Source organism: Neobacillus sp. S1115, from assembly GCF_055385565.1.
This window is the reverse complement of sequence record NZ_AP038275.1, coordinates 6,224,643-6,250,208: the sequence shown is the minus strand read 5'-3', so window position 1 is coordinate 6,250,208 and position 25,566 is coordinate 6,224,643. Positions and strand designations below refer to the sequence as shown.

The 25,566-nt window shown below is 41.6% G+C and carries 24 protein-coding genes; 22 read left to right on the top strand and 2 right to left on the bottom strand.

Translation table 11 applies throughout. The annotated features are described in order from the left end of the window. Positions 1 to 469: 469 nt before the first annotated feature. From rpmH to ACZ5B7_RS30260, 11 genes are all read left to right on the top strand, one after another. Entirely contained in the window at positions 470 to 604 is a 135-nt protein-coding gene (gene rpmH / locus ACZ5B7_RS30310; RefSeq protein WP_066059809.1) for a 50S ribosomal protein L34, read from the top strand. 240 nt (positions 605 to 844) lie between these two features. Beyond that, positions 845 to 1,192 carry a ribonuclease P protein component gene (gene rnpA / locus ACZ5B7_RS30305; protein ID WP_213116953.1) on the top strand — a complete coding sequence of 116 codons (348 nt, stop codon included), beginning with the start codon at positions 845 to 847 and terminating at the stop codon, positions 1,190 to 1,192. Between the two features lie 156 nt (positions 1,193 to 1,348). Then, positions 1,349 to 2,122 carry a YidC family membrane integrase SpoIIIJ gene (gene spoIIIJ, locus ACZ5B7_RS30300; RefSeq protein ID WP_464492198.1) on the top strand — a complete coding sequence of 258 codons (774 nt, stop codon included), beginning with the start codon at positions 1,349 to 1,351 and terminating at the stop codon, positions 2,120 to 2,122. Further along, complete coding sequence (jag, locus tag ACZ5B7_RS30295) at positions 2,119 to 2,745, top strand: RNA-binding cell elongation regulator Jag/EloR (protein WP_378586297.1); 627 nt, start codon at positions 2,119 to 2,121, stop codon at positions 2,743 to 2,745. The genes spoIIIJ and jag overlap by 4 nt, the downstream gene beginning before the upstream one ends. A gap of 307 nt (positions 2,746 to 3,052) precedes the next feature. After that, positions 3,053 to 4,438: a tRNA uridine-5-carboxymethylaminomethyl(34) synthesis GTPase MnmE gene (gene mnmE, locus ACZ5B7_RS30290; protein WP_464492197.1), complete on the top strand. Its 1,386-nt coding sequence runs from the start codon at positions 3,053 to 3,055 to the stop codon at positions 4,436 to 4,438. 256 nt (positions 4,439 to 4,694) lie between these two features. Further along, positions 4,695 to 6,584 carry a tRNA uridine-5-carboxymethylaminomethyl(34) synthesis enzyme MnmG gene (mnmG, locus tag ACZ5B7_RS30285; RefSeq protein WP_464492196.1) on the top strand — a complete coding sequence of 630 codons (1,890 nt, stop codon included), beginning with the start codon at positions 4,695 to 4,697 and terminating at the stop codon, positions 6,582 to 6,584. A gap of 21 nt (positions 6,585 to 6,605) precedes the next feature. Next, positions 6,606 to 7,322: a 16S rRNA (guanine(527)-N(7))-methyltransferase RsmG gene (rsmG, locus tag ACZ5B7_RS30280; protein ID WP_464492195.1), complete on the top strand. Its 717-nt coding sequence runs from the start codon at positions 6,606 to 6,608 to the stop codon at positions 7,320 to 7,322. 139 nt (positions 7,323 to 7,461) lie between these two features. Continuing rightward, a complete protein-coding gene (noc, locus tag ACZ5B7_RS30275; RefSeq protein ID WP_423800260.1) occupies positions 7,462 to 8,325 on the top strand; it encodes a nucleoid occlusion protein in 864 nt (287 codons plus the stop codon). Between the two features lie 273 nt (positions 8,326 to 8,598). Beyond that, the gene (locus ACZ5B7_RS30270) at positions 8,599 to 9,360 is read left to right on the top strand and encodes a ParA family protein (RefSeq protein WP_213116960.1); all 762 of its coding nucleotides are present in this window, start codon (positions 8,599 to 8,601) and stop codon (positions 9,358 to 9,360) included. Then, positions 9,353 to 10,204, top strand: coding sequence for a ParB/RepB/Spo0J family partition protein (locus ACZ5B7_RS30265; protein ID WP_464492194.1), 852 nt, complete (start codon positions 9,353 to 9,355; stop codon positions 10,202 to 10,204). The genes ACZ5B7_RS30270 and ACZ5B7_RS30265 overlap by 8 nt, the downstream gene beginning before the upstream one ends. Before the next feature lie 68 nt (positions 10,205 to 10,272). Then, entirely contained in the window at positions 10,273 to 10,986 is a 714-nt protein-coding gene (locus ACZ5B7_RS30260; RefSeq protein ID WP_464492193.1) for a DUF554 domain-containing protein, read from the top strand. Between the two features lie 149 nt (positions 10,987 to 11,135). Here the strand turns inward: ACZ5B7_RS30260 and yyaC are convergent, their stop codons facing one another. Further along, a complete protein-coding gene (gene yyaC / locus ACZ5B7_RS30255; protein ID WP_213147840.1) occupies positions 11,136 to 11,750 on the bottom strand; it encodes a spore protease YyaC in 615 nt (204 codons plus the stop codon). Between the two features lie 168 nt (positions 11,751 to 11,918). Here yyaC and ACZ5B7_RS30250 point away from each other — a divergent pair, with 168 nt between their 5' ends. The 3 genes from ACZ5B7_RS30250 (at position 11,919) to ACZ5B7_RS30240 (ending at position 15,097) form a co-directional block, all read left to right on the top strand. After that, on the top strand, positions 11,919 to 12,791 hold the full coding sequence (locus ACZ5B7_RS30250) for a mechanosensitive ion channel family protein (RefSeq protein ID WP_464492192.1): 873 nt from the start codon (positions 11,919 to 11,921) through the stop codon (positions 12,789 to 12,791). Positions 12,792 to 12,806: 15 nt separating this feature from the next. Beyond that, a complete protein-coding gene (locus ACZ5B7_RS30245) occupies positions 12,807 to 13,004 on the top strand; it encodes a DUF951 domain-containing protein (RefSeq protein ID WP_213147842.1) in 198 nt (65 codons plus the stop codon). Between the two features lie 86 nt (positions 13,005 to 13,090). Continuing rightward, entirely contained in the window at positions 13,091 to 15,097 is a 2,007-nt protein-coding gene (locus tag ACZ5B7_RS30240; protein ID WP_464492191.1) for a molybdopterin-dependent oxidoreductase, read from the top strand. A 50-nt stretch (positions 15,098 to 15,147) separates the two neighbouring features. Here the strand turns inward: ACZ5B7_RS30240 and ACZ5B7_RS30235 are convergent, their stop codons facing one another. Then, positions 15,148 to 17,424, bottom strand: a complete 2,277-nt coding sequence (locus tag ACZ5B7_RS30235; RefSeq protein WP_464492190.1) for an SH3 domain-containing protein — start codon at positions 17,422 to 17,424, stop codon at positions 15,148 to 15,150. Positions 17,425 to 17,723: 299 nt separating this feature from the next. Between ACZ5B7_RS30235 and ychF the strand changes: the two genes are divergently transcribed. From ychF to dnaB, 8 genes are all read left to right on the top strand, one after another. Beyond that, entirely contained in the window at positions 17,724 to 18,824 is a 1,101-nt protein-coding gene (gene ychF, locus ACZ5B7_RS30230; RefSeq protein WP_213147845.1) for a redox-regulated ATPase YchF, read from the top strand. 173 nt (positions 18,825 to 18,997) lie between these two features. Then, a complete protein-coding gene (gene rpsF / locus ACZ5B7_RS30225) occupies positions 18,998 to 19,285 on the top strand; it encodes a 30S ribosomal protein S6 (RefSeq protein ID WP_213147846.1) in 288 nt (95 codons plus the stop codon). 217 nt (positions 19,286 to 19,502) lie between these two features. Further along, complete coding sequence (ssb, locus tag ACZ5B7_RS30220) at positions 19,503 to 20,018, top strand: single-stranded DNA-binding protein (RefSeq protein WP_464492189.1); 516 nt, start codon at positions 19,503 to 19,505, stop codon at positions 20,016 to 20,018. 52 nt (positions 20,019 to 20,070) lie between these two features. Then, a complete protein-coding gene (gene rpsR, locus ACZ5B7_RS30215) occupies positions 20,071 to 20,310 on the top strand; it encodes a 30S ribosomal protein S18 (RefSeq protein WP_173062335.1) in 240 nt (79 codons plus the stop codon). 199 nt (positions 20,311 to 20,509) lie between these two features. After that, complete coding sequence (locus ACZ5B7_RS30210; protein WP_464492188.1) at positions 20,510 to 21,454, top strand: YybS family protein; 945 nt, start codon at positions 20,510 to 20,512, stop codon at positions 21,452 to 21,454. Positions 21,455 to 21,479: 25 nt separating this feature from the next. After that, the gene (locus ACZ5B7_RS30205; RefSeq protein ID WP_423800252.1) at positions 21,480 to 23,453 is read left to right on the top strand and encodes a DHH family phosphoesterase; all 1,974 of its coding nucleotides are present in this window, start codon (positions 21,480 to 21,482) and stop codon (positions 23,451 to 23,453) included. Continuing rightward, on the top strand, positions 23,450 to 23,899 hold the full coding sequence (gene rplI, locus ACZ5B7_RS30200) for a 50S ribosomal protein L9 (protein WP_464492187.1): 450 nt from the start codon (positions 23,450 to 23,452) through the stop codon (positions 23,897 to 23,899). The genes ACZ5B7_RS30205 and rplI overlap by 4 nt, the downstream gene beginning before the upstream one ends. Positions 23,900 to 24,071: 172 nt before the next feature. After that, positions 24,072 to 25,424: a replicative DNA helicase gene (gene dnaB / locus ACZ5B7_RS30195; RefSeq protein WP_213147851.1), complete on the top strand. Its 1,353-nt coding sequence runs from the start codon at positions 24,072 to 24,074 to the stop codon at positions 25,422 to 25,424. Positions 25,425 to 25,566 lie beyond the last annotated feature (142 nt).

Here is a 25,566-nt window from a genome sequence, read left to right as displayed (position 1 = left end):
CAATATCCACCTCTTGTGGACAAGTTTTTACAGAACCGTTGTATAAACTATCCACATATTATCCACAGTTTGTGGATAAAGGTTAAGGGTGACAAAGTTATTCAGAGTGAAAACACAAATATAATAACAAATAATATCAAGGTTTGCAATGGTTTTTCGAGATTTATCCACAACCCCCGCAGGGTGTGTATGAAAATTGTCCACAGGTTGATAATTTGTGAAAATCCTGTCAATATCTTGTGTGGATAGTCCGAAATTTGTCGATTTTTTATCCACAGAGAGTTGAGAGAAGCCTTCAGGCTATTTTTTATCTAAACGGGCAAAATAATTCTTGCCGAATCGAATCAAAGGAATCTGGGAAAAGGTAACAATATTAGGACAGTAGTTGACAATTTAAAGTTAACATCTTTATAATAAGTAAGACTGTCGTTTTAAATTTATAGGCTTATCCTCTGGGAGGTGTAATATAATGAAAAGAACGTATCAACCAAATAAGCGTAAGCACAGCAAAGTTCACGGTTTCCGCAGCCGCATGAGTTCAGCAAACGGACGTAAAGTTCTTGCTCGCCGTCGCCGTAAAGGAAGAAAAGTATTATCAGCTTAGACCACTGAAACGTCTCAGTGGTCTTTTTTTAAATCATTTTATAAAAAATGCTTTTTGATTCAGAACAACGTTGATTGGAGCGGAAGGTGCGAACTCCTGCGGGAGTACGGGATAGGGGTGGCCCACAGGAGCAAAGCGACGAGGAGGCTCCCCTGACCGCCCGCGAACCGCTTGCGCCTGGAGCGGAAATCAACAGACTGTTTTACAGGGCCTTTAGAATAAGGAGGACTGTTCGATTTTATGAAAAAGGAGCTCCGAATTAAAAAGAATCAGGACTTTCAAGTGGTTTTTCAAAAGGGTCGTTCTTTTGCCAACCGGCAATTTGTTGTCTATTCATTAGAAAAAGAAGGACAGAGCCATTTTCGAATTGGATTGTCTGTCAGTAAAAAACTAGGCAATGCCGTAACAAGAAATCAAATTAAAAGATATGTCAGGCAAGCAATTTTCGAGCTGAAAGAACAATTAACGCCAGGAAATGATTATGTGATTATCGCCAGGAAGCCTGCCAGCGAAATGGACTTTTTTGAGATCAAAAGCAGTCTAACCCATGTATTAAAAGTTGGTAAGGTTTTAAGAAAAAATGATTAGGTGATAATTGTTAAGGAATTAGCCAATTTCAGCACAAACTGAGCAGACATAACCTGTAAAAAAATGATAAAATACCTTTGAAACAAAGCATCGGGGGAAATACATAAAAGAGGACAAGCAATTATCTATTATAAAGAAACAAGGAGGAAAAACTGGTTGAACAAACGAATATTATTGTTATTCGGACTGCTTTCTGTATTCCTGCTGCTGACTGGCTGCAGTGAATTCAATAAACCGATTACAGAAGAGAGCACAGGTTTTTGGAATGAATACATTGTTTATCCATTATCATGGCTGATTAAAGAAATGGCTTTTTTACTTGGTGGAAACTTTGGATTATCGATTATCGTTGTTACTATTCTAATCCGCCTGGTGATCCTGCCGCTGATGATTAAACAGACAAAAAGCTCAAAAGCAATGCAGGCTTTGCAGCCGGAAATGAAAAAGCTTCGTGAGAAATACAGTTCAAAAGATGCAAAAACACAGCAAAAGCTCCAGCAGGAGACGATGGCCCTTTTCCAAAAGCATGGGGTTAACCCAATGGCGGGCTGTTTCCCACTAATTATTCAAATGCCGATTTTAATTGGGTTTTATCATGCGATTTCGAGAACAAGAGAAATTGCCCAGGATAATTTCCTTTGGTTTGACCTTGGTGAAAAGGATCCATATTATATCTTGCCGATCGTTGCAGGAATCACTACATTTATTCAGCAAAAAATCATGATGGCAGGCCAGGAGCAGAACCCGCAAATGGCGATGATGCTTTGGATGATGCCAATTATGATTGTAATTTTTGCTTTCAATTTCCCAGCAGCTCTTTCCTTGTATTGGGTTGTCGGAAATATTTTCATGATTGTGCAAACCTATTTTATTAAAGGACCGGATTTAAAGGCGCAGACATCCGGTAATGCGGGAGGAGCAAAAAAGTGAAACAGGTAACTGCTACAGGACAAACCGTCGAAGAAGCAGTAGAATCAGCTTTAGCTCAATTAAAGACTTCAAAGGACCGCACTGAAATAAACATCATTGATGAAGGTAAGAAAGGGATTTTTGGCATTTTTGGATCACGGCCGGCGGTAGTAAAGGTGACCGTAATCCATGACCCGATTGAAGAAGCTAAGAAATTTCTGATGCAAGTCGGCGAACAAATGGGTGCACCTGTAAGTATTGATGTGAAGCGCGATGGTAAGCAGGTGCTGTTTGTTATGACAGGCGAGAAAATTGCGCTGCTTATTGGGAAGCGGGGACAAACACTGAACTCTCTTCAATATTTGACGCAATTAGTGATAAACCGCCATTCGGAGCAATATTTTACCGTGATTCTGGATGCTGAGGATTATCGAAACAGACGAAATGAAACACTCATCCAACTGGCCAACCGCCTGGCGCAAAAAGCTGTTCAAACAGGAAAAGACGTCGCTCTTGAACCAATGCCATCCTACGAGCGTAAAGTTATTCATACTGCCTTATCCGAAAATAAACGGGTCAAAACATCTTCCGATGGAACAGAACCCCATCGCCATATTGTAATTTCACCAGTGAGAACAAGATAACATCCTGCCAAAAGGCAGGGTGTTTTTTTATTATGAAAAGAAAAATATAAAACACCTGTTGATTGGAGCGGAACTCAACAGCCTTATTGGCAGTTTTAAAAAAAAATCGCTGTGAATAACTTTTTATTGAGTAAAATGTGTTTTATTGTTATTCACATGTGGATAAGTTAAAATAATACAAGGTATTATCAAGTGTGGATAATTCCAGCCAGTTAACTGCAAAGGCTGGCTTTTTTGTGGTATTCTATTATTTTGTATCGAAATCGAAACTTTATATAAATATTGTAATGCTTGCGAGGTGAAAAAAATGGAGTTTGATACAATTGCGGCCATATCGACACCGATGGGGGAGGGAGCCATTGCGATTGTACGATTGAGCGGAAATGAAGCCATTCCAATTGCAGATAAGCTATTTAGAAGTGTCAGCGGAAAGAAATTGGCGGAAATCTCCTCCCATACAATTCATTATGGTCATATCATTGATCCGAAAAGCGGCCAAGTGGCTGAAGAGGTTATGATCTCCTTGATGAAGGGCCCGAAGACTTTTACAAAAGAGGATGTAGTGGAAATTAACTGTCACGGTGGACTCGTCTCCGTCAATCGGGTGCTGCAGCTTGCCTTAAATAGCGGCGCAAGACTTGCTGAGCCAGGGGAATTCACGAAACGTGCTTTTCTAAATGGACGGATTGATTTATCCCAGGCGGAAGCAGTCATTGATTTAATCCGGGCAAAAACTGACCGGGCGATGAATGTCGCCTTAGGACAAATGGAAGGTCGTCTTTCCAAGCTAATTCGCCGGTTAAGACAGGAGATTCTTGAAATTCTTGCCCACATTGAAGTGAATATTGACTACCCGGAATATGATGACGTAGAAGAGATGACACATACAATGCTTTTGCCGAAGGCTCATTATGTAAGGGAAGAATTAAATAAACTGTTGCAAACCTCCCAGCAAGGAAAGATTTTACGTGAAGGGTTGTCGACTGTAATTGTCGGCCGGCCTAATGTTGGAAAATCCTCTTTATTGAATAGTCTTGTTCAGGAGAATAAAGCGATTGTCACAGATATTCCAGGGACAACACGGGACGTTATCGAAGAGTATGTAAATGTGCGCGGTGTGCCGCTAAGGTTATTGGATACAGCTGGTATTAGGGAAACGGAAGATATCGTTGAACGGATCGGCGTCGAGCGTTCCCGCCAGGTTTTAAAAGAGGCGGACCTTATATTGCTGGTGTTAAACTATTCCGATCAACTGACAAAAGAGGATGAAAATCTTTTTGAAGCAGTAAACGGAATGGATGTAATTGTGATTGTCAACAAAACTGACCTGTCACAACAAATTGATATGAACCGGGTTAAGGAATTAGCAAAAGACCATAGGATTGTCACGACATCTCTATTGGAAGACCGCGGCGTTGATGAACTGGAGGAAGCAATCGCTGCTTTATTCTTTGCTGGTTCAATTGAAGCGAAGGATGCCACTTACGTTTCTAACACTCGCCATATTGCGCTGTTGAATCAAAGTCTTCGTGCCATAGAGGAAGCGATTGAAGGTGTGGAAATTGGGACGCCTATCGATATTGTGCAAATTGATTTAACAAGAACATGGGAGCTGCTCGGGGAAATTATCGGCGACAGCGTCCATGAAAGTCTGATTGACCAGTTATTCTCGCAGTTCTGCTTAGGAAAGTAAGACCGCAGTGCGGCGATGCGGCCTGCCAGGGGTAAGATGAGGCTTCAGCTATCATTGTTTATAGCGGTTTGGCGGATAAAATAGTGAACTCGGCGGATATCCATTGAAATTTGGCGGATTAAAACTAAAATTGGGCGGATATACGATGGAATTCCGCGGATATTTAACAGTATTTGGCGGATATAAAAACGTCGATTAATATGGATACACAATATAGAGTAATTTTTCCGTTTGAAAACGGAAAAGGAGGAAAACCATGCAATACGAAGCAGGAAATTACGACGTCATTGTCGTTGGGGCCGGTCACGCCGGCTGTGAGGCGGGCCTCGCGGCGGCAAGACTGGGTGCGAAAACCTTAATGATTACCATCAATCTGGATATGGTGGCATTCATGCCATGTAACCCTTCAGTCGGAGGGCCGGCAAAAGGTATCGTGGTCCGGGAAATTGATGCACTTGGCGGGGAAATGGCCAAAAATATCGATAAAACCCTTATTCAAATCAGAATGCTGAACACAGGTAAAGGTCCAGCCGTCCGTGCACTTAGGGCCCAGGCCGATAAATTTGCCTACCAGCATGAAATGAAAAAGACCTTGGAAGAGGAAACCAACTTAACGTTAATTCAAGGTATGGTTGAGCAATTGATTGTCGAAGACGGAATTTGCACAGGTGTAGTTACCAAAACGGGTGCAGTATACCGTTCGAAAACCGTTGTTATTACAACAGGGACATTCCTTCGCGGTGAGATCATCATTGGCGAATTAAAATATTCCAGCGGCCCGAACAACCAGCAGCCATCCATCAAGCTGTCAGAGCATTTAGAACAGCTTGGCTTTGAGCTGGTCCGCTTTAAAACAGGAACACCACCAAGGGTAAACAGCAACACCATTGATTACAGCAAAACGGAGATTCAGCCTGGCGATGAAGAGCCGAGGGCATTCTCTTATGAAACAACAAAATACATTACCGATCAGCTTCCATGCTGGTTAACCTATACAAATGATCAAACACATTCCATCATTGACCAAAACCTTCATCGTTCACCGATGTTCTCAGGGATGATCAAAGGAACAGGTCCGCGTTATTGCCCATCCATCGAGGACAAAGTGGTTCGCTTTAACGACAAGCCGCGCCATCAAATTTTCCTGGAGCCGGAAGGAAGAAATACAAAGGAAGTGTATGTCCAGGGATTATCGACAAGTCTTCCTGAAGATGTACAGCAGCAAATTATTAAATCCGTTCCAGGACTTGAAAATGCACAGATGATGCGGGCCGGTTATGCCATTGAGTACGATGCCATTGTTCCCACACAACTGTGGCCGACTTTGGAAACGAAAGTTGTCAAAAACCTCTATACTGCCGGGCAAATTAATGGAACATCCGGCTATGAGGAAGCAGCAGGACAAGGTTTAATGGCGGGAATTAATGCCGGATTAAATGCACTTGGCCGCGAAGAGCTTGTACTAAGCAGATCCGAAGCATATATTGGTGTACTGATTGATGATTTAATTACAAAGGGTACGAATGAACCATACCGCCTGTTAACTTCACGGGCAGAATATCGCCTCTTACTTCGTCATGATAATGCCGATTTGCGATTAACCGAAATAGGGCACAAAATTGGCATGATTCGCGATGAACGGTATCAAGCATTTTTAGCTAAAAAGGCAGCTGTTGAAGCGGAAAAGGAAAGATTGCGTTCTGTTATTTTAAAACCTTCAGCGGAAGTCCAAGAATTAATCAGAAACACAGGCGGCAGCGAATTAAAAGATGGAATCAGAGCCTCCGATTTATTGAAAAGACCGGAAATGACGTATGAACTGCTTGAGACATTGACGAAGTCAGAAGTTCCTATAGATGATGAAGTCAAGGAACAGGTGGAAATCCAAATTAAGTACGAAGGCTATATTGAAAAATCATTACAGCAGGTTGAGCGGTTAAAGAAAATGGAAGATAAGAAGATAGCAGAAAATATCGACTACGATGCCATTAGTGGGTTAGCAACAGAAGCAAAGCAAAAGCTGAAGAAAATCAGGCCGTTAACACTCGCTCAGGCTTCCAGAATTTCAGGGGTAAATCCGGCGGATATTTCTATTTTGCTTGTTTATTTGGAACAAGGACGGATTGCCAGAATCGCCAATGAATAATGGAGTGAGGAAGGAACTTTTATGAATATCGAACAATTCGAAACAAGTTTAAAGGAAAAAGGAATTGCCCTAAACAGCACCCAGCTTGGCCAGTTTGAAAAGTATTATGAAACGCTGGTTGAGTGGAATGAAAAAATGAACTTAACGGCAATAACGGAAAAAGGCGAAGTCTATTTAAAGCATTTTTATGATTCCATTTCAGCAGCATTTTATTTCGACTTTACCAAACCATTTCGCCTTTGTGATGTTGGGGCAGGCGCTGGATTTCCGAGCATTCCGTTAAAGATTGCCTTTCCTCATATTGATGTAACGATTGTTGACTCGCTAAATAAGCGGATCACATTTTTAAATCACCTGGCAGCTACATTAAATTTAGAAAAGGTTCAATTCGTCCATGACCGTGCGGAAACGTTTGGTGTCAATCCAAACTATAGGGAAAGCTTTGATGTGGTGACAGCGAGGGCGGTTGCCAGAATGTCTGTGTTAAGTGAGCTTTGCCTTCCGCTTGTCAAAGTCGGCGGTCACTTCCTGGCATTAAAAGCAGTCAATGCGGAGGAAGAATTAAAGACGGGCCAAAAGGCAATTGCAGCACTTGGCGGCAAACTCCTCAATTCTCATACCTTTAACCTGCCGATTGAGGAATTCGACAGAACGATCATCATCATTAAAAAAGAAAAACAAACGCCAAAAAAATACCCGCGTAAGCCGGGTGCTCCTGGAAAAACCCCAATTGAATAGATGAATTTGAAGGTTCGGATGGGATTGGATATTTCTTAGGGCTGACAATTTTGCGATAAAAATGATATCCTAGGCAGGAAGAATATATCGACATAGAGAATAAAGTAAAAGGGAGTTTTTCGTAAAGGTGGTGTCGGGGATGAAAAATTCATTTACACGCTTTTTTGGCTTTGCTGATAAGGGAGAACAAACTGTTGAGCTTGAAGAAGAGCTGAATATAGAGAGAAACGAAGAAATTAAGAAAATACCGATAGACCAAATTGTTCCTAACCGATTTCAGCCGCGAACAGTTTTTGATGAAGAGAAAATTGAGGAATTATCCAGAACCATTCATACACATGGTATTATACAGCCGATTGTTGTAAGAGAGTTTGCTTCAGGCCAATATGAAATTATCGCGGGGGAACGCCGCTGGCGGGCGATGAAGAAATTAGGTTGGGATGAAGCTCCGGCTATTGTAAAAAATCTTAACGATTCGCAAACCGCTTCCGTTGCTCTTATTGAAAACCTTCAGCGGGAAGAGCTATCGCCGATTGAAGAGGCGATTGCTTATAGCAAGCTGCTTGAGCTTCACAACCTCACACAGGAGGCTTTGGCTCAACGCCTTGGCAAGGGGCAGTCAACCGTTGCCAACAAGCTGCGTCTTCTTAAATTATCTCAGCCTATTCAGGATGCTTTATTAAATAAGACGATTACCGAGCGCCATGCCCGCGCTCTTATTCCGCTTAAGGATCCAGAAAAGCAAGTGGCTTTGCTTGCAGAAATAATCGAGAGAAACTTGAACGTTAAACAGACGGAAGACCGGGTATTCAAACTTCTAGAGGAAAAAAATGAAAAGCCGAAAGCGAAGCGGAAGGCATTCAGCAAAGATATGCGAATTGCTGTCAATACCATTCGCCAATCGTTATCAATGGTTTCTGATAGCGGAATTAACCTGAATTCTGAAGAAGAGGAATTTGAGGATTTCTATCAATTTACAATTCGCATTCCCAAGAAAAAATAATATAAACTAAAATGGTAAGAACCAGACAATTTTTTGTTTGGTTCTTTTTGTTTTTACAATAATCTCCATTAACCATCAATAATATCCTATTAAGGGAAAAATATGTATTCGACCTGGCTGTATTATTTTTTGAAAAAAAACAAAATCTGCCGAATTTCATGATAAAATAAAGGAATGGACTTTCCATATCATTTGGTGGATAATGTCAAAATAAGGGTATTTTAATAGAATATGAGATTGAAATTTTGGGAGAATTAAAGGGTAGGTGACATCGTGGGTAAAATCCTTGCAATCGCGAATCAGAAAGGCGGAGTCGGTAAAACGACTACTTCTGTCAACCTGGGCGCCTGCTTAGCACATATAGGAAAACGGGTCTTATTAGTAGATATTGACCCTCAAGGAAATGCAACTAGCGGAATCGGTATTGAAAAAGCAGAAGTCGACCAGTGTATATACGATGTTTTAGTAGATGATGTGGAAGCGAAGGAAGTCATTAAGCCGACAGCCGTGGAAAATTTATACGCCATCCCGGCCACGATTCAGCTGGCAGGGGCTGAAATTGAGTTGGTGCCGACCATTTCCAGAGAGGTTCGTTTAAAACGAGCTTTGGAAGAGGTGAAAGATCAATTTGATTATGTAATCATCGATTGTCCGCCATCTTTAGGTTTATTGACGATTAATGCTTTAACAGCATCTGATGCCGTGCTAATCCCTGTACAGTGTGAATATTATGCCTTGGAGGGATTAAGTCAATTATTGAACACGGTAAGGCTGGTGCAAAAGCACTTGAATCAAGATCTAAAAATCGAAGGTGTATTATTAACAATGCTAGATGCAAGAACTAATCTTGGCATCCAGGTCATTGAGGAAGTGAAGAAGTACTTCCAGGATAAAGTGTATAAAACCATTATTCCAAGAAACGTTCGTCTAAGTGAGGCTCCAAGCCATGGGGAACCAATCATTAATTATGATGCCAGGTCCCGGGGCGCTGAAGTATATTTAGATTTAGCAAAGGAAGTGGTCTCGCATGGCTAAGGGCTTAGGAAAAGGCCTGAATGCATTTTTTACAATGGAAGCTGGCAAAGAGGAGACAATCCAAGAAATTAAACTAAAGGATTTACGTCCAAACCCCTACCAGCCTCGCAAGCATTTCCAACCAGAAGCCATTGAAGAATTGAAAGCTTCCATTTTAGAACATGGAATCCTGCAGCCAATTATTGTAAGAAAAAGTATAAAGGGCTTTGAAATTGTCGTAGGGGAACGCAGGTTTAGGGCTGCAAAAGAAGCAAAGCTTGAAACCGTCCCAGCTGTAGTGCGAGAGCTTTCTGAGCAGCAAATGATGGAATTAGCCGTCCTTGAAAACCTTCAGCGGGAGGATTTAAATCCAATTGAAGAAGGACAAGCCTACAACAACCTGATGGACAAGCTGAAATTGACCCAGGAAGAAGTAGCCAAACGTCTTGGAAAAAGCCGGCCGCATGTAGCTAACCATATCCGTCTATTGTCCCTGCCAGCAAACATTCAAGCGTTGATTTCTGAAGGGAAAATAACGATGGGACATGGCCGTGCCTTGCTTGGTCTTCGCCAAAAGGCAAAGCTTTCAGCAGTAGTCGATAAGGTGGTTAAGGAATCATTAAACGTAAGGCAGCTTGAAAAACTGATTCAGCAGCTAAATGAAAATGTTCCACGTGAAACAAAAAATCCGGATCAGAAAAAGGATGTCTTTATCAAAGAACGGGAGCATTCATTAAGGGAACGGTTTGGAACATCAGTGCACATTAAACAAAAAAAGAATAAAGGGAAAATTGAAATTGAATTTTTCTCCCAGGAGGATTTGGAACGAATTCTATCGCTTTTGGGACCAGATGATACAGATTAAGCCATCTTCGGGATGGTTTATTTTTTTAGAGATTCCTTTTCATAATAGAGAAAAAAGGTGAGGACAGCATGTTTTTGTTAGGCACACTAGTAAATGGATTGTTAATTGTTATTGGTACCCTTCTGGGCAAGTTATTAAACCGCATTCCGGAAAGCATGAAAACAACCGTCATGTATGCAATTGGCTTATCGGTCATGGTTTTAGGCTTACAGATGGGTTTAAAAAGTGAAAATTTCCTAATTGTGATTATCAGTCTTGTTGTAGGGGCGGTGTTTGGCGAGCTCCTAAAGCTTGAAGAAAAATTAAATGACCTTGGCGGCTGGCTGGAAAATAAGGTTGGTTCAAATGGAAAGGGCAGTATTGCTGAAGGCTTTGTCACAGCTACGTTAATTTTTGTAATTGGCGCCATGGCCATTATCGGGGCACTTGACAGCGGGATCCGAGGCGACCATGATGTTCTTTATACAAAGGCCTTAATCGACGGTTTTACCGCCTTAATCTTAACTACGACATTGGGAATAGGCGTTATTTTTTCTGCTATTCCAGTCGTGCTGTATCAAGGATTGATTGCGCTATTCGCCACTCAAATCGACAGGTTCGTCCCGAAGGCCTTGATGGACCAGTTTATTGTTGAAATGACTGCAGTCGGCGGTATCATGATTTTTGCTATCGGATTAAATCTTACAGGCATAACCAAAATCAAAGTCGCCAACCTCCTCCCTGCCATACTGGTGACCGGAGCGATTGTGACGATTTTATATAACTACCATCAATATTTATAAAGAAAACTCGCCGATTGGCGAGCCCTTAAGGGCGAAGACAGAGGCGTAGTTGCACTTATGCGTTAAGAAAGTATAAAGCTTTCGACAGAAAGTTTATACCTTCTTATTAGCTAAAAATAAAAAGAGCAATGGAAAATGTTCCGTTGCTCTTAATTTGTTTTCTCTTCCTCTATCCATTCCAGGTTCGTCCAGCTTTGTTTATTGTACAGCAGGCCGGCCTGGTAAATTCCATTTGCAATGGTTTTGGCCATTTTCATAACTAAATTTAGACGGGTATTCTGCAATACATAAAACTCCATAAACCCGCTGACATTCACAATTCCGGTTATATGAAGCTCGCCAACCGGCGGCAGTTCCTTATTCACCCCTGCCCCTGGTTTAACAGGACCTTGACCCACCTGAATGGCACCAACATTTTTATTGCGGCCAAGGCAGGCATCTATACCGATAATATAGGGGTCTGAATGTAAGGTTTTTATTTCCTCCAGTCTATCTGCTAAATTAACAGCATGAACTGGCTCATCTAAAGTTCCATACACATAAAAGGATTCGAGCTTCTTCTCCTCCAATAACGTCCCAACAAGTGGCCCTAATGAATCTCCTGTTGAGCGGTCAGTACCAATGCAAACAAAAACAATGGGACGGCTTGTTACTGACGGAATATGTTGAAGCAGTTCATCAGCTAAACTTTCATCGGCATGCAGGTCATCATGCATGAACTGCGTCTTAGCCTTCCTATCAAACATGAAAGCTTTCAGATTCATTAAGTCCACTCCCTAAATCTTTTCGCTCATCTGCCTTAACAGTATACGGAAAATTTAGAGAAACTATACATATCCAAACAGAAAAAGAAAAATTCAGATGGCTATTAACTCTTTTGAAAAATTGTTAAAATAGTAATGGCAGTTGTTAGCTTAAAGGAAGGTGTCTTAATGAGTATTACAGAAAAAGGATTTAAAAAAATCATTGCCAAATTGCAAAATGAAGATACATGGCTGACCTTTGGCGAAGGCGTTCTTAAAATCATTGCTATTATTATTGTGGCACAATTATTAATTCGGTTTGGGAAAGTAATGATTCATAATATCTTTAAAATTAGAAACATCTCCCCGCTAAGAACAAATGTCCGGCGCGAAGAAACATTGTCCAAGCTTCTGGATAATATTCTATCTTATGTGGTTTATTTTATTGCTTTTCTAACGATTCTTTCGGTTATGAACATTGATGTCAAGGCTCTGCTTGCAGGTGCAGGAATTGTTGGTTTAGCGGTAGGGTTTGGTGCGCAAAGTTTAGTAAAAGATGTTATTACCGGCTTCTTTATTATTTTTGAAGATCAGTTTTCGGTAGGAGATCATGTGAGGATTGGCCAGTTTGAAGGAAATGTCGAAACAATTGGATTAAGGACAACAAAAATTAAAAGTTGGACAGGCGAAGTTCATATTATCCCTAATGGAAGCATTTTAGAAGTAACGAACTTCTCGATAAATAATAGTGTCGCTGTTGTAGATATTGCCATTCCTTATAAAGAGGATATAGAAAAGGCACAGCGGGTCATTGAAGGTCTCTTGGAAACAATGCCGGAAAGGTATGGTGAATTAGTGAAGCGCCCCGAACTTCTTGGCGTACAAAATCTTGGCCCAACAGAAGTCACCTTACGGATTGTTGCTGAAACAAAACCGATGCAACACGCAGCACTTGCCAGGAACATGCGGAAAGATATTAAGCTGGAATTAGACCAGAATGGAATTGATATTTCCTATCCACGTGTTGTGATGCTATCAAAGGATCCAGTAACTGGAGTTTAAAGGATGGTGATAGAAATGGAAGAAAAAGAATATGGGATTAATGATATTGTTGAGATGAAGAAGCAGCACCCATGCGGAACTAATCGCTGGAAAATCATTCGGATGGGAATGGATATCCGGATTAAGTGCGAAGGCTGCGGCCATAGTGTTCTCATCCCAAGAAGGGAATTTTCCCGGAAAATGAAGAAGATTCTTGTGAAGCATGAAGGATAATATTTCATGCTTCTTTTTTTTATTAACGTGTATTATCCTTAATATTAAAGTTAGAATAGTAGATTCACAGTTTGGGGGTGGAGAAATTGGTTCAAACAGTTGTCAAGGCTGCGTGTCCATTGAACTGCTGGGATAGCTGCGGTTTAAAGGTTACTTTGGAAAATGACCGAGTGGTAAAGGTGGAAGGAGATCCTGACCATCCGATCACAAAGGGGAAGATTTGCGGCCGAGGCCGGATGCTTGAAACAAGAACGAATTCACCAGAAAGGCTCTTGCACCCTTTAAAAAAGATAAATGGCAAATTTGAGCAGATTTCCTGGGGGCAGGCTCTGGATGAAATAGCAGCTAAATTGCACGATATAAAGGAACGTTTTGGAACAACGGCTGTGCTTCACAGCCATGACTACGCTAATAACGGCATTTTGAAAAATCTCGACCAGCGCTTTTTTAATTGTTATGGCGGCGTTACCGAACTTTATGGTTCCCTGTGCTGGGGCTCTGGAATCGAAGCGCAGAAATGGGATTTCGGCAATTCCTGGAGCCATGAACCCAATGATATTATGAACAGTAAAAATATCATTATTTGGGGGAGAAATGCTGCCCGGACTAATATGCATTTTTATGAAAAGCTTATGGAAGTGAAAAAGCAGGGCGCCAAGCTATATGTGATTGACCCGCTCTTTAACGCAACAGGAAAAATTGCTGATAAACATATAACGATAAAACCGGGGATGGACGGTATATTAGCCGCTGGTATTATCAAGGAAATGCTTCGTTTAGGGCTGGAAGACCGAAGTTTTATCGAGGACTTTACGTTTGGTTTTGCTGATTTAAGGAAACTTCTTGATGGAGTCTCTATAGAAACCATCAGTGAAATGACGGAAGTTTCTCGTGAAAACATAACAGAGCTAGCATATCTTTATGCTGATAAACCAACAGCTACTTTTATGGGTCTTGGCCTGCAGCGGTACCAAAATGGCGGCAATACGATTCGCTTGATTGACGCCCTTGCTGCAGTAAGCGGGAATATCGGAATTCCAGGCGGCGGTGCCAACTATGCCAATCTTCAAGTTGGACAAAGCTTTGATTTTGCAGAATTAACCATGCCAAGCCGCAGGCAAAAGCACCGCTTATTTTCAATCATGAAACAGGCAGAAGGAATTTTGTCGGCTGTGAACCCAGAGATTAAAATGATTTTCGTTACATGCGGGAATCCGTTGACCCAAGTCCCTGATTCAAACTTAGTGACAAAAGCATTTTCATCTGTTGAAACGCTTGTTGTGATGGAGCAATATATGACCGACACGGCGAAGCTGGCTGACTATATTCTTCCTGTAACAACCGTCTTTGAAGAAGAAGATTTCTACTATTCATCGATGTACCATCATTATGTCAATTACGGACCAAAACTAGTTGAGGCCCCAGGGGAGGCCAAACCGGATTTATGGATATGGGCGCGGTTAGCTGACCGGCTTGGGTTTGGTGAGGATTTTGATTTTTCAAGGGATGAATGGCTGAAGCTGACTTTAAAAACATTAGCAGGCAAAGGATTTACGCTGGAAAGGTTAAAAGAACAGCATGCGTTAGAGTTACCCGTACAGAAAATTCCTTGGCAGGACCGGAAGTTTCAAACACCGTCGAGAAAATTCGAATTTACCTCTCTGACAGGGAAACAAAAAGGGGCTGGCGGATTGCTGAAGCTGGCCGTACCGGATGAGTCTAAATGGTCTAATCCAAGCTTGGCAGGAAAATTTCCTTACAGTCTGCTAACGATTCACCCACTTCGGTCAAACCACTCACAGAACTATCATTTATTGGGTGGAAAAATTAAATTGAAAGTGGAAGTAGCGCAAAATATCGCTGACGCTCATGGCTTGCAACCCGATGATTATGTAAGGGTTTGGAATGACCGTGGTGAAGTAAAGGGTTATGTGTCCATTTTGGTAACGGCCCATCCGAATACGATTAATATCGATGAAGGAATTTGGAAAGAATTTGGCGGGTCTGTCAATAACCTAACCTCCAGCAGAGAGTCTGACAATGGGCTCGGAAGTACTTTATACGATTGTCTAGTTGCGATTGAAAAAATATAATCATCAAAGAGGGGCTCCCATAAAAAGATGGCAGCCCCTTTTTGCAATAATTATTTATACTCTGGAATCTCCAGAATGAGTTTATATGAGTCTAGTAAACTATATAAGTTATGAATCTGGAAAACTTGCTTTGCCGCCCAGCCAATATCAGAAGCATACTGATGTGCTGCGGCACCCTTTGATGCAGCAGAACCTGGATTCCACCTCATTTTATAAAGAGTATCCTGACCTGCATTAATATAGCCGCTGGCAATAAATTGGGCACCGCCAATAATGGCAGCCTCAGGTGTAAACCATCCGGCATTAAAGGCAAATTGGGCGCCGCTTTCTAAAGCGGTATTATCGTAAGCACCAATTCCATACATATTGTAAACTGTTTTCCCATTAACCTCTACGCCGGTAGCTAACTTGGAGGTGCCGTTACTTGTTTCTAATAGGGCGTGGGAAATTAAATAAATTTCATTGATTCCGTATGTTTGGCCAGCTGTTATAAAGGATGATGCCGTTCCTTGCAAAATCCCTTTTCCGGAAAGGATTCTTTGGTTTACCTCATCCGCATTAAGATTGGCTGTTGCCGAAAGTTTTAAAAATTGCAGGGAATCAACCGTCGTACTTAGGAAATTCTTTGGATTAACATAATAGGTGACATCTTCTGGACTCGCATTTACCCATGTTTTATTGTAGGCGATTTGGTACCAGTCATATCCGTCTGTCCCTTTTACTATACCAAGTATTTGCAGCTGTTCCTGTGCCTTCACCTGACCGATTGACCAATAGTCTGTGCCGGCGCCGCCCCTTACATTCCAGACGGCACCATTTACGGTTCCGTTTGCAGGGCCGTTTAACGTTAAGGCATCAGCGCGGATGAAGGCTGTGTATTTCTTATCTGTTTGCGGACTAACACCCATTTCTAGCTTTACCATGTCAGTCAGACTGATATTATAGTTTTCGTAAACTTTATCTATGTTGTTGTTGGTTACATTTGGATTAAATGGTTCTGAAGCAGATAAGTACTGTGCACTAACATAACCTGTTTGTCCATTTGCTGTAACCTTTGCCCATCCGTTTTCTTCAGAGTTGACGGTTACAATCGTGCCTCTAGCAAGCTTTGTCAAGACAGCACCTGTTGTTGAAGCCTCGGCACGCATATTTAAGCTAGAGCCATAGACGACACTTACATATTTCTCCACTACTGCATTATCTTCTTGTGCTGGATTGTTTTCTGGAGCGGGCTCCGTACCGGCAGCCGGCTTTGTTTCCGATAAAAACTGCGGATCGACATAGCCTGTTTGTCCATATGCTTCAATCTTTGCCCAGCCATTTTCTTCTGATAAAACTGTCACCGTTGTTCCGCGGGCCAGCTTAACCAATACCGAAGCATCTGCCGCGGCACCTTTTCGCATATTTAAGGAGGAGTCATAGCCGACGTTTACATACTTGGTTACAGATACGGGTTCTTCCTTTTTGACTTCAGTATTTGTGTTTGCTTTTGCTGGGGCCAGATATTCAGCGCTGACATAACCTTCCTGGCCATTTACGTTAATCTTTGCCCAGCCATTTGCTTCAGAATAGACAGTTACTTCTGTTTCATTTGTCAGTTTTGTAATAACAGCAGAACTAGTGGAAGGGCTTTTTCGCACATTCAATTTGGAACGGGAATCGATATTCACATATTTAGTTACTGCCGGTTGTGGAGCCGGTGCTGTAACGCTGCTGCTTGCTGAAGGCTTGTCTGCCAAATAGGCTGAACTGACAAAGCCAGTTTTTCCATTTACCTCAATTTTAGCCCAGCCGTTTGTTACGGAAATAAATTTCACCTCTGTGCCCTTAGCGAGTTTTGCCATAATGGTGGCACTTGTTGATGCACTATTTCTCATATTAAGTGAGCCGCTGACTACATTCACATATTTTAATGTTGTTGCTGTTGTTGGCGGTACAGCAGGGGCAGCTGGATTTTGATTTGATAAAAATTTTGAGCTGACATATCCGCTTTTTCCACTTGCTGCGACGCTTGCCCAGCCGTTCACTTCGGAATAAACTGTTACAGCCGTTCCTTTTGGTAAAACGGCAAGTACAGCTGAACTTGTCGAAGCACTTTTTCGCAAATTAAGTGAGCCGCTATCAACATTTACATACTTTGTAATGGCTGATTGGACATTGCTTGTTTGTGTCGAATTGGATTCAGCAAAGACGGCTTCTTCGAAGGCAGCCGCTGACAGAACCGCAAAACAAAACGTCGGCAATATGGCCTTTTTTACAACACTAGGTTGGGGACGGGAATTTTTGTACTTTTCTACTCTGCTTGGTAATAACTCTTGTTTTTCCATTTCTCCTCCCTATAACTCATAAATATGTATTTTTTTCCTAACGTTAAGGAAAAAGTAATAGATTTATATTAAATTTTACCATATTTGCTAATTTAGTAGAGAAATTTAAGGAAAATTGTTGCAATAAAACGGCGTTTTTTTCACATTTTCTTTGATTATGAGGTTTTATGTCGTGTACTTTAGTCAGGAAAGGTCCATTCTTGTCTTTTTATAAACAAATGCCTATAATGGTGAAAGGCTTGTAATTTTTAGGACGAATAAAATTGAAATAGATATTTTATCTTGAGGAGTGAACGTAAATGGCTTTAACAGCGGGTATTGTGGGGCTTCCAAACGTGGGCAAGTCCACATTATTTAATGCAATTACCCAGGCGGGAGCGGAATCGGCAAACTATCCCTTCTGCACAATTGACCCTAACGTTGGGATTGTAGAGGTACCGGATTATCGTTTGCAAAAATTAACGGAGCTTGTTCAGCCGAAAAAGACAGTTCCGACAGCGTTTGAATTTACCGATATTGCCGGGATTGTTAAAGGCGCCAGCAAGGGGGAAGGATTAGGGAACAAATTCCTTTCTCACATTCGTGAAGTGGATGCAATCTGCCAAGTGGTACGCTGCTTTGCCGACGAAAATATTACCCATGTATCCGGTAAGGTTGACCCGATTTCTGATATCGAGACCATCAACTTGGAATTAATTCTTGCTGATATGGAATCGGTGGAAAAACGTATCGGCCGTGCAGAAAAATTGGCCAAGCAAAAGGATAAAGATTCTGCAGCAGAGTTTGAAGTGCTAGCAATGCTCCGCGACGCTTTTGAATCAGAAAAACCTGCAAGGTCCGTCGAATTTACAGAAGAGCAATTAAAAGTAGTGAAACACCTCCATCTTCTGACTATTAAACCAGTCCTTTACGTGGCAAACGTCAGTGAAGATGATGTTGCTGACCCGTCCGGAAATGAATATGTTCAAAAGGTCCGGGAATATGCGGCTAAAGAAAATGCTGAAGTAATTGTTGTCTGTGCTAAAATTGAAGAGGAAATCGCCGAGCTTGAAGGCGAAGAAAAGCAAATGTTCCTCGAGGAACTTGGAATTGAAGAATCCGGGCTTGATCAATTAATCCGCGCTGCTTACAATTTGCTTGGTTTAGCTACGTATTTTACTGCCGGTGTGCAGGAGGTTCGCGCCTGGACTTTTAGAAAAGGAATGAAGGCTCCTCAGTGTGCGGGGGTCATCCACTCTGATTTTGAGCGTGGCTTTATCCGTGCAGAAACAGTTTCATTTGATGACCTAGTGACTGCTGGTAGTTATAATGCCGCTAAAGAAGCAGGCAAAGTCCGTTTGGAAGGTAAAGAATACGAAGTAAAAGACGGAGACGTCATGCACTTCCGATTTAACGTATAATTTATTGAGGCTGACAGGTGTCAGCCTTTCATCATTTTTAATGAAGATTATGGCATTCCAGTGAAGGGAATTGCAATTCGTGTCGCTCTGTGCTATAATTTCAACTTGTGAGTAATGAATAATTGCTCCTTGCCCATATTCGGGCCGTTTTAGACCAAAAGGAGGTGACTGTGATGAACAAGTACGAAATCATGTACATCATCCGTCCAAACATTGAAGATGAAGCAAAAAAAGCTCTTGTAGAGCGTTTCAACAACATTCTTCTTGAAAATGGCGCGGAAGCTGCTGAATCGAAGGATTGGGGTAAACGCCGTCTTGCTTACGAAATCAATGATTTCCGTGACGGATACTACCAAATCGTTAAGACAACATCTTCGTCTGCTGCAGTTCAAGAATTTGCACGTCTTGCAAAGATCAACGAAGATATCATTCGTCATATCGTAATTAAAGAAGAAGAGTAGATAGAAAAGCGGAAGCGACTGTTTATCGGCGTATGACCTGGAGCGCTTCGACTGAGATAAAGGAAACACGAAGAGCGATAGCGATTCGATGTTGACTTATCGTAGGGAGAAGAGCGAAGGGCACTAGCCGATGGGAGCTGAAGCTAGACAAATATAAAAATTTCTGGTAAAAAATGTTTCACGTGAAACATTTCCGGGAGAAAAGGAGTTGATTCTGATGATGAATCGTGTCGTTCTTGTTGGCCGTTTAACTAAAGATCCTGACCTTCGCTATACACCAAGCGGCGTTGCAGTTGCTACCTTTACTTTAGCTGTAAATCGGGCATTTTCGAATCAGCAGGGGGAACGCGAAGCAGATTTTATTAACTGTGTCGTATGGCGGAAGCCGGCAGAAAATGTGGCGAACTTCTTAAAAAAGGGAAGTTTAGCAGGTGTTGACGGCCGGATTCAAACCCGCAACTATGAAGGACAAGATGGCAAACGCGTATATGTTACAGAGATTGTAGCAGAAAGTGTTCAGTTCTTAGAACCGAAAGGCGCATCAGGCGGCGGTGGCGGCGGAAGAGGCAACGATTTCTACGGTGCACCTCCATTGGAACCGCAAGGAAATCCATTTGGCGGCGGCAATCAGAATCAACGACAAAATTCTAACCAAGGTTTTACAAAAGTAAATGATGATCCATTTGCAGGAAGCGGTCAAATCGACATTTCCGACGATGATCTACCATTCTAATGTAGCCTTAATAGATCGGATTAATTTTTAAAAAGTGAAGGAGGGAATTTCCATGGCAGGAGGACGCAAAGGCGGACGCGCAAAACGCCGTAAAGTTTGTTACTTTACAGCAAACGGTATCACTAACATCGATTACAAAGATGTAGATTTACTAAAAAAATTCATCTCTGAACGCGGTAAGATTTTACCACGTCGTGTGACTGGTACTAGCGCTAAATACCAACGCAAATTGACTGTTGCAATCAAACGTGCACGTCAAATGGCTTTATTACCATTCGTTGCAGGTGAATAATAAAGCTGCATAAAAGACAGCCAAGGCGAGAGCCCTGGCTGTCTTTTTATTAGCTAATAGGAAGTATAAATTCAATTTCCCCACATTAACCGTCCTATCGGACTCGCCAATCGGCGAGTTTTCATTTACAAAAAATTTGAATAGCCTGCTATATCTAGCTAAAATTAAGAAGTAGAAGGTTTAGTTTCGAGGTGAAGAAGTGAAAAATGTCCGTAAGTTAACAGAAGGCGCCATGCTTTTAGCGGCCTTTACGGTTTTGTTTCTAATATCGATGTATTTACCATTTGTCGGAATGGTCTCAAGTTTATTTTTAGCCGTTCCCTTTATTTTGTTTGCGGCTAAAAATGAAGGAAAATGGATTATTGTATTTGTTGCTGCCTCTATACTTCTTTCCATTATTGTCGGGTCGTTCCTCTCCCTTCCATTAGCCTTGTCATTTGGAACAACAGGAGCAGTAATGGGGTACTTAATTCAAAAGAAAAAAGAGCGAATGACAATTTTCATTGCCAGTTCATTTGTATTTTTAATTAATATCATTGGGATGTATGCCGTTAGTATTGTCTTTTTTAACATGGACATCATCAATGAAATGATTACTACCATGAAGGATTCCATTAAAATATCAACCGACATGTTGAAAAATTTGGGTCAGGAAAAACAAGCAGAAAATACAGTAAAACAATTCACTAGAGGATTAGAAATGGTTAGAACCTTGATTCCAACATTGTTTGTATTAACCTCGTTTATTCTGACATTGATGATTCAACTGGTATCCTATCCAATCGTAAAAAGGTTTGGAGTTGAGGTTAAAAAGTGGAAGCCGTTTAAAGACCTCATCCTGCCAAGAAGTCTGCTGTGGTATCTTCTGATTACCCTGTTAGCAAATATGGTGCTAAACCCTCAGGAAGGGACATATCTATTTGCTGTATTATTAAATCTTACATATGTACTGCAATTCTTGATGATTTTTCAAGGCTATACCTTTATGTTTTATTATCTTGATGCGAAAGGAATCTCTAAATCAGTAGCAGTTATCCTGGCTGTTTTCTCCTTCATTATTCCGATTTTTCTTTATATTATAGGGATATTAGGTATAATTGATTTAGGCTTTGATTTACGGAAAAAGTTTAAAAAAGAGTCATGACTACTGTGATTGGGAGCTGAAAACTTTGCCTGCATTTTTAGAAAAACGATCGATACGTTATCCTTTTTATGGGTTAATCGGCGTTACAGTGGTACTGCTCATTGTCCTGCTATTATACAATTGGATATTAAGCTTGGCTGGGTTCTTTGCCATGTTTATCCCTCTTTACTATATGTTTGTGGTTGATCGGCGCCAGCGAAAGGAAATGGAAGAGTATATTGCAACCCTCTCTTACCGAGTTAAAAAGGTTGGCGAGGAAGCGCTGCTTGAGCTGCCAATCGGGATTATGCTGATCAATGAAGAATATACCATCGAGTGGGCAAACCCTTATTTATCCTCGTGTTTCGATGAGGATACCTTGCTAGGCAAGTCGCTTTACGATGTCGCTGACAGCCTGATTCCATTGATTAAACAGGAGGCCAAAACAGAAGTTATCACCCTTCATGATAAGAAATTCCGTGTCATTCATAAACCTGAAGAACGGCTCTTGTACTTTTTTGATGTAACTGAACAAGCTGAGATTGAAAAGTTATATCAGAATGAACGAACGGCTATCGCCATCATCTTCTTAGATAATTATGACGACCTGACACAAGGAATGGACGATCAAATGCGCGGGAGTCTTAATAATTTGGTTACCTCTATTTTAAATAAATGGGCAAACGATAATGGGATTTTTCTAAAAAGAATATCGTCAGAACGGTTTATTGCTGTTTTCAATGAGGAAATTCTTCACAGCCTTGAAAAAGGGAAATTTTCAATTTTAGACGAAGTAAGGGAAATGACCTCGAAGCAAAATACCTCTTTCACCCTAAGTATTGGTGTTGGAACAGGTGTATCTTCGCTGCCGGAATTGGGATTGTTAGCACAATCGAGCCTCGATTTAGCGTTAGGCCGCGGCGGTGATCAGGTGGCGATTAAACTTCCAAACGGCAAGGTGAAATTTTTCGGCGGAAAAACAAATCCAATTGAAAAGCGTACGCGCGTGAGGGCACGGGTTATCTCCCACGCATTAAGAGATTTGATTATAGCCAGTGACAAGGTCATTATTATGGGACATAAAAATCCGGATATGGATTCCATTGGTTCAAGCATTGGGATTTATAAAGTGGCTCAACTCAATCAAAAGGATGCTTATATTGTTGTCAACATGCAGGAAATGGAGAGTGGCGTTAAACGGATGATGGAGGAAATCCGCCATCAGGAGAAGTTATATTCCCGCTTTATAGGGCCGGAAGAGGCCTTAGAAATTGCCACTGATAAAACACTGCTTGTTGTGGTCGATACCCACAAACCTTCCCTTGTTATGGAGGAGCGGCTGCTCAATAGAATCGATAATGTCGTAGTTATCGACCATCACCGCCGCGGTGAGGATTTTATCGCAAACCCATTGCTCGTTTATATGGAGCCGTATGCCTCTTCTACTTCAGAGCTTGTAACGGAATTTTTGGAATATCAGCCAAAACGAGGTAAAATTGAAGTAATTGAAGCAACAGCGCTGTTGGCGGGAATTATTGTCGATACCAAAAGTTTTTCGCTAAGGACGGGATCAAGGACATTTGATGCTGCATCCTACCTGCGGGCTCACGGGGCTGACACGATCCTTGTGCAAAAGTTCCTGAAAGAAGACGTCGGTACATACATCAAAAGGTCGAAGCTCATTGAATCCGTCTATTTCTATCATGAGGGAATTGCCATTGCCAAGGGCACAGAGCAGGATTTCAATGACCAAGTGATTATCGCCCAAGCAGCAGACACGCTTCTAACGATGAATGGAGTGACGGCCTCATTCGTTATTTCGAAAAGAAATGAGGAACTGATTGGAATTAGCGCTCGTTCACTAGGAAACATAAATGTACAGGTCATTATGGAAGGGATGAAAGGCGGCGGCCACTTGACAAATGCAGCCACCCAACTGACAGGACTTACCATCGAACAAGCAGAGGACCAGTTGAAGCAAGTAATTGAGGATTATTTAGAAGGGAGTACAAAGGAATGAAGGTAATTTTTCTTAAAGATGTAAAAGGAAAAGGAAAAAAGGGTGAAATTAAAAATGTGGCGGACGGTTATGCCCATAACTTTTTAATTAAGCAGGGGCTTGCTGTTGAAGCAAACTCCGCTAACGTCAGCACGATGGATGCGCAAAAGAAAAAGCAGGAAAAGGAAGCGGCCGAAGAGCTTGCTGAAGCAAAAAAGCTCAAAGAAACATTGGATAAGATTACAGTTGAGCTGACAGCAAAGGCTGGTGAGGGCGGACGTCTATTTGGTTCTATTACCTCAAAACAAATCGCTGAGGAACTGCAAAAGAAGCATGGCATTAAAATTGACAAACGGAAAATGGAGCTCGATGATGCAATCAGGACATTAGGACATACGAAGGTTCCAGTTAAGCTCCATCATGACGTAACAGCCACCTTGACTGTTCACGTGAAAGAAGGAAAATAAAAGACAGCCTGTTGAGAATAAAATTTGCCAGTTCAAATTTAGATGAATCATGATAAAATAAAAAAGCAAGCTTAGAGACGTGATCGGTTTATCTGGTCACTTTTTTCTTTTTAAGATATGATTATTTTTATAAGTTTAATAATCACTCTCTAGTTAGGAGGGGTTTTAATAGATGAATGATTTGTTTGCTGACCGCATGCCTCCACAAAATATAGAGGCAGAACAGGCGGTATTAGGTGCAATTTTTTTAGAGCCTTCTTCTTTAACGATGGCTTCGGAAATCTTGATTCCAGAGGATTTCTATCGAGCCGCCCACCAAAAAGTCTTTAATGTGATGCTGAAGCTGAATGACGAAGGTAAAGCAGTTGACTTGGTAACTGTTACTGAGGAACTGGCTGCAGCTAAATTAATCGAGGATATAGGCGGTGTCAGCTATTTAAGTGAACTAGCAGGCGCTGTGCCGACGGCTGCCAATATTGAATATTATGCGAGAATCGTAGAAGAGAAATCCCTTCTTAGAAGATTGATCCGCACGGCGACTAATATCGCCACAGATGGTTATACTCGGGAAGATGAAGTCGAATCGCTTTTAAGCGAAGCTGAAAAAAGCATCATGGAAGTAGCCCAGCGGAAGAATGCCGGAGCCTTCCATGACATTAAGGATGTCCTTGTTCGGACGTATGACAATATTGAGGAAATGCATAAACGTGTTGGGGAGATTACCGGCCTTGAGACGGGATTTGTTGAACTTGACAAGATGACAGCAGGGTTTCAGCGCAATGATTTAATTATTGTCGGTGCTCGTCCTTCTGTTGGTAAAACAGCTTTTGCCTTAAATATTGCGCAAAATGTCGCGAAAAAAACAGGCGAAAATATTGCCATATTTAGTCTAGAGATGGGTGCTGAGCAGCTGGTCATGCGTCTTTTATGCGCCGAAGGGAACATTGATGCCCAAAGGCTTCGTACTGGGTCGCTGACAGAGGAAGACTGGGGTAAGTTGACGATGGCAATGGGCAGTTTGTCAAACACAGGAATCTATATTGATGATACCCCTGGGGTAAGAGTAGGTGATATTCGTTCTAAATGCCGCCGTTTAAAGCAAGAGCACGGCCTGGGAATGATTTTAATTGACTATTTGCAGCTTATTCTAGGAAGCGGCCGCTCTGGTGAAAACCGCCAGCAGGAAGTATCGGAGATTTCCCGTTCCCTTAAGCAATTAGCCCGTGAGCTGCAAGTGCCTGTAATTGCCTTATCGCAGCTATCCCGTGGTGTGGAGCAGCGTCAGGATAAGCGGCCGATGATGTCAGATATCCGTGAATCTGGGTCGATCGAGCAGGATGCTGATATTGTTGCCTTTCTTTACCGTGATGATTACTATGATAAGGAATCGGAAAACAAAAATATTATCGAAATTATCATTGCTAAGCAACGTAATGGTCCGACGGGTACGGTTTCGCTGGCATTCGTGAAAGAATATAATAAATTCGTAAATCTGGAGACAAGATATGAATCTCCAGGGGCGTAATGGGGCCTGATTCCCGCTGCTTTAGGGTTTTACTGCAGCGGGGTCAGACCCCTTTTTAGTAGATTTTTAGTTTACGAACATATTTTACTATTTTAATATAAATCGTTCGTGTTTAATTGACTTTTTTCATAAAAAATTGATA

Bases quoted from the DNA above. Each gene is read 5' to 3' on its own strand.
- ACZ5B7_RS30265 (WP_464492194.1), top strand. From the start codon at position 9,353: ATGGCTAAGGGCTTAGGAAAAGGCCTGAATGCATTTTTTACAATGGAA.
- rsmG (WP_464492195.1), top strand. From the start codon at position 6,606: ATGAATATCGAACAATTCGAAACAAGTTTAAAGGAAAAAGGAATTGCC.
- mnmE (WP_464492197.1), top strand. From the start codon at position 3,053: ATGGAGTTTGATACAATTGCGGCCATATCGACACCGATGGGGGAGGGA.
- ACZ5B7_RS30250 (WP_464492192.1), top strand. From the start codon at position 11,919: ATGAGTATTACAGAAAAAGGATTTAAAAAAATCATTGCCAAATTGCAA.
- yyaC (WP_213147840.1), bottom strand. From the start codon at position 11,750: ATGAATCTGAAAGCTTTCATGTTTGATAGGAAGGCTAAGACGCAGTTC.
- ACZ5B7_RS30260 (WP_464492193.1), top strand. From the start codon at position 10,273: ATGTTTTTGTTAGGCACACTAGTAAATGGATTGTTAATTGTTATTGGT.
- rpsR (WP_173062335.1), top strand. From the start codon at position 20,071: ATGGCAGGAGGACGCAAAGGCGGACGCGCAAAACGCCGTAAAGTTTGT.
- dnaB (WP_213147851.1), top strand. From the start codon at position 24,072: ATGAATGATTTGTTTGCTGACCGCATGCCTCCACAAAATATAGAGGCA.
- ssb (WP_464492189.1), top strand. From the start codon at position 19,503: ATGATGAATCGTGTCGTTCTTGTTGGCCGTTTAACTAAAGATCCTGAC.
- rplI (WP_464492187.1), top strand. From the start codon at position 23,450: ATGAAGGTAATTTTTCTTAAAGATGTAAAAGGAAAAGGAAAAAAGGGT.
- ACZ5B7_RS30245 (WP_213147842.1), top strand. From the start codon at position 12,807: ATGGAAGAAAAAGAATATGGGATTAATGATATTGTTGAGATGAAGAAG.
- rnpA (WP_213116953.1), top strand. From the start codon at position 845: ATGAAAAAGGAGCTCCGAATTAAAAAGAATCAGGACTTTCAAGTGGTT.
- ychF (WP_213147845.1), top strand. From the start codon at position 17,724: ATGGCTTTAACAGCGGGTATTGTGGGGCTTCCAAACGTGGGCAAGTCC.
- mnmG (WP_464492196.1), top strand. From the start codon at position 4,695: ATGCAATACGAAGCAGGAAATTACGACGTCATTGTCGTTGGGGCCGGT.
- noc (WP_423800260.1), top strand. From the start codon at position 7,462: ATGAAAAATTCATTTACACGCTTTTTTGGCTTTGCTGATAAGGGAGAA.
- rpmH (WP_066059809.1), top strand. From the start codon at position 470: ATGAAAAGAACGTATCAACCAAATAAGCGTAAGCACAGCAAAGTTCAC.
- ACZ5B7_RS30235 (WP_464492190.1), bottom strand. From the start codon at position 17,424: ATGGAAAAACAAGAGTTATTACCAAGCAGAGTAGAAAAGTACAAAAAT.
- rpsF (WP_213147846.1), top strand. From the start codon at position 18,998: ATGAACAAGTACGAAATCATGTACATCATCCGTCCAAACATTGAAGAT.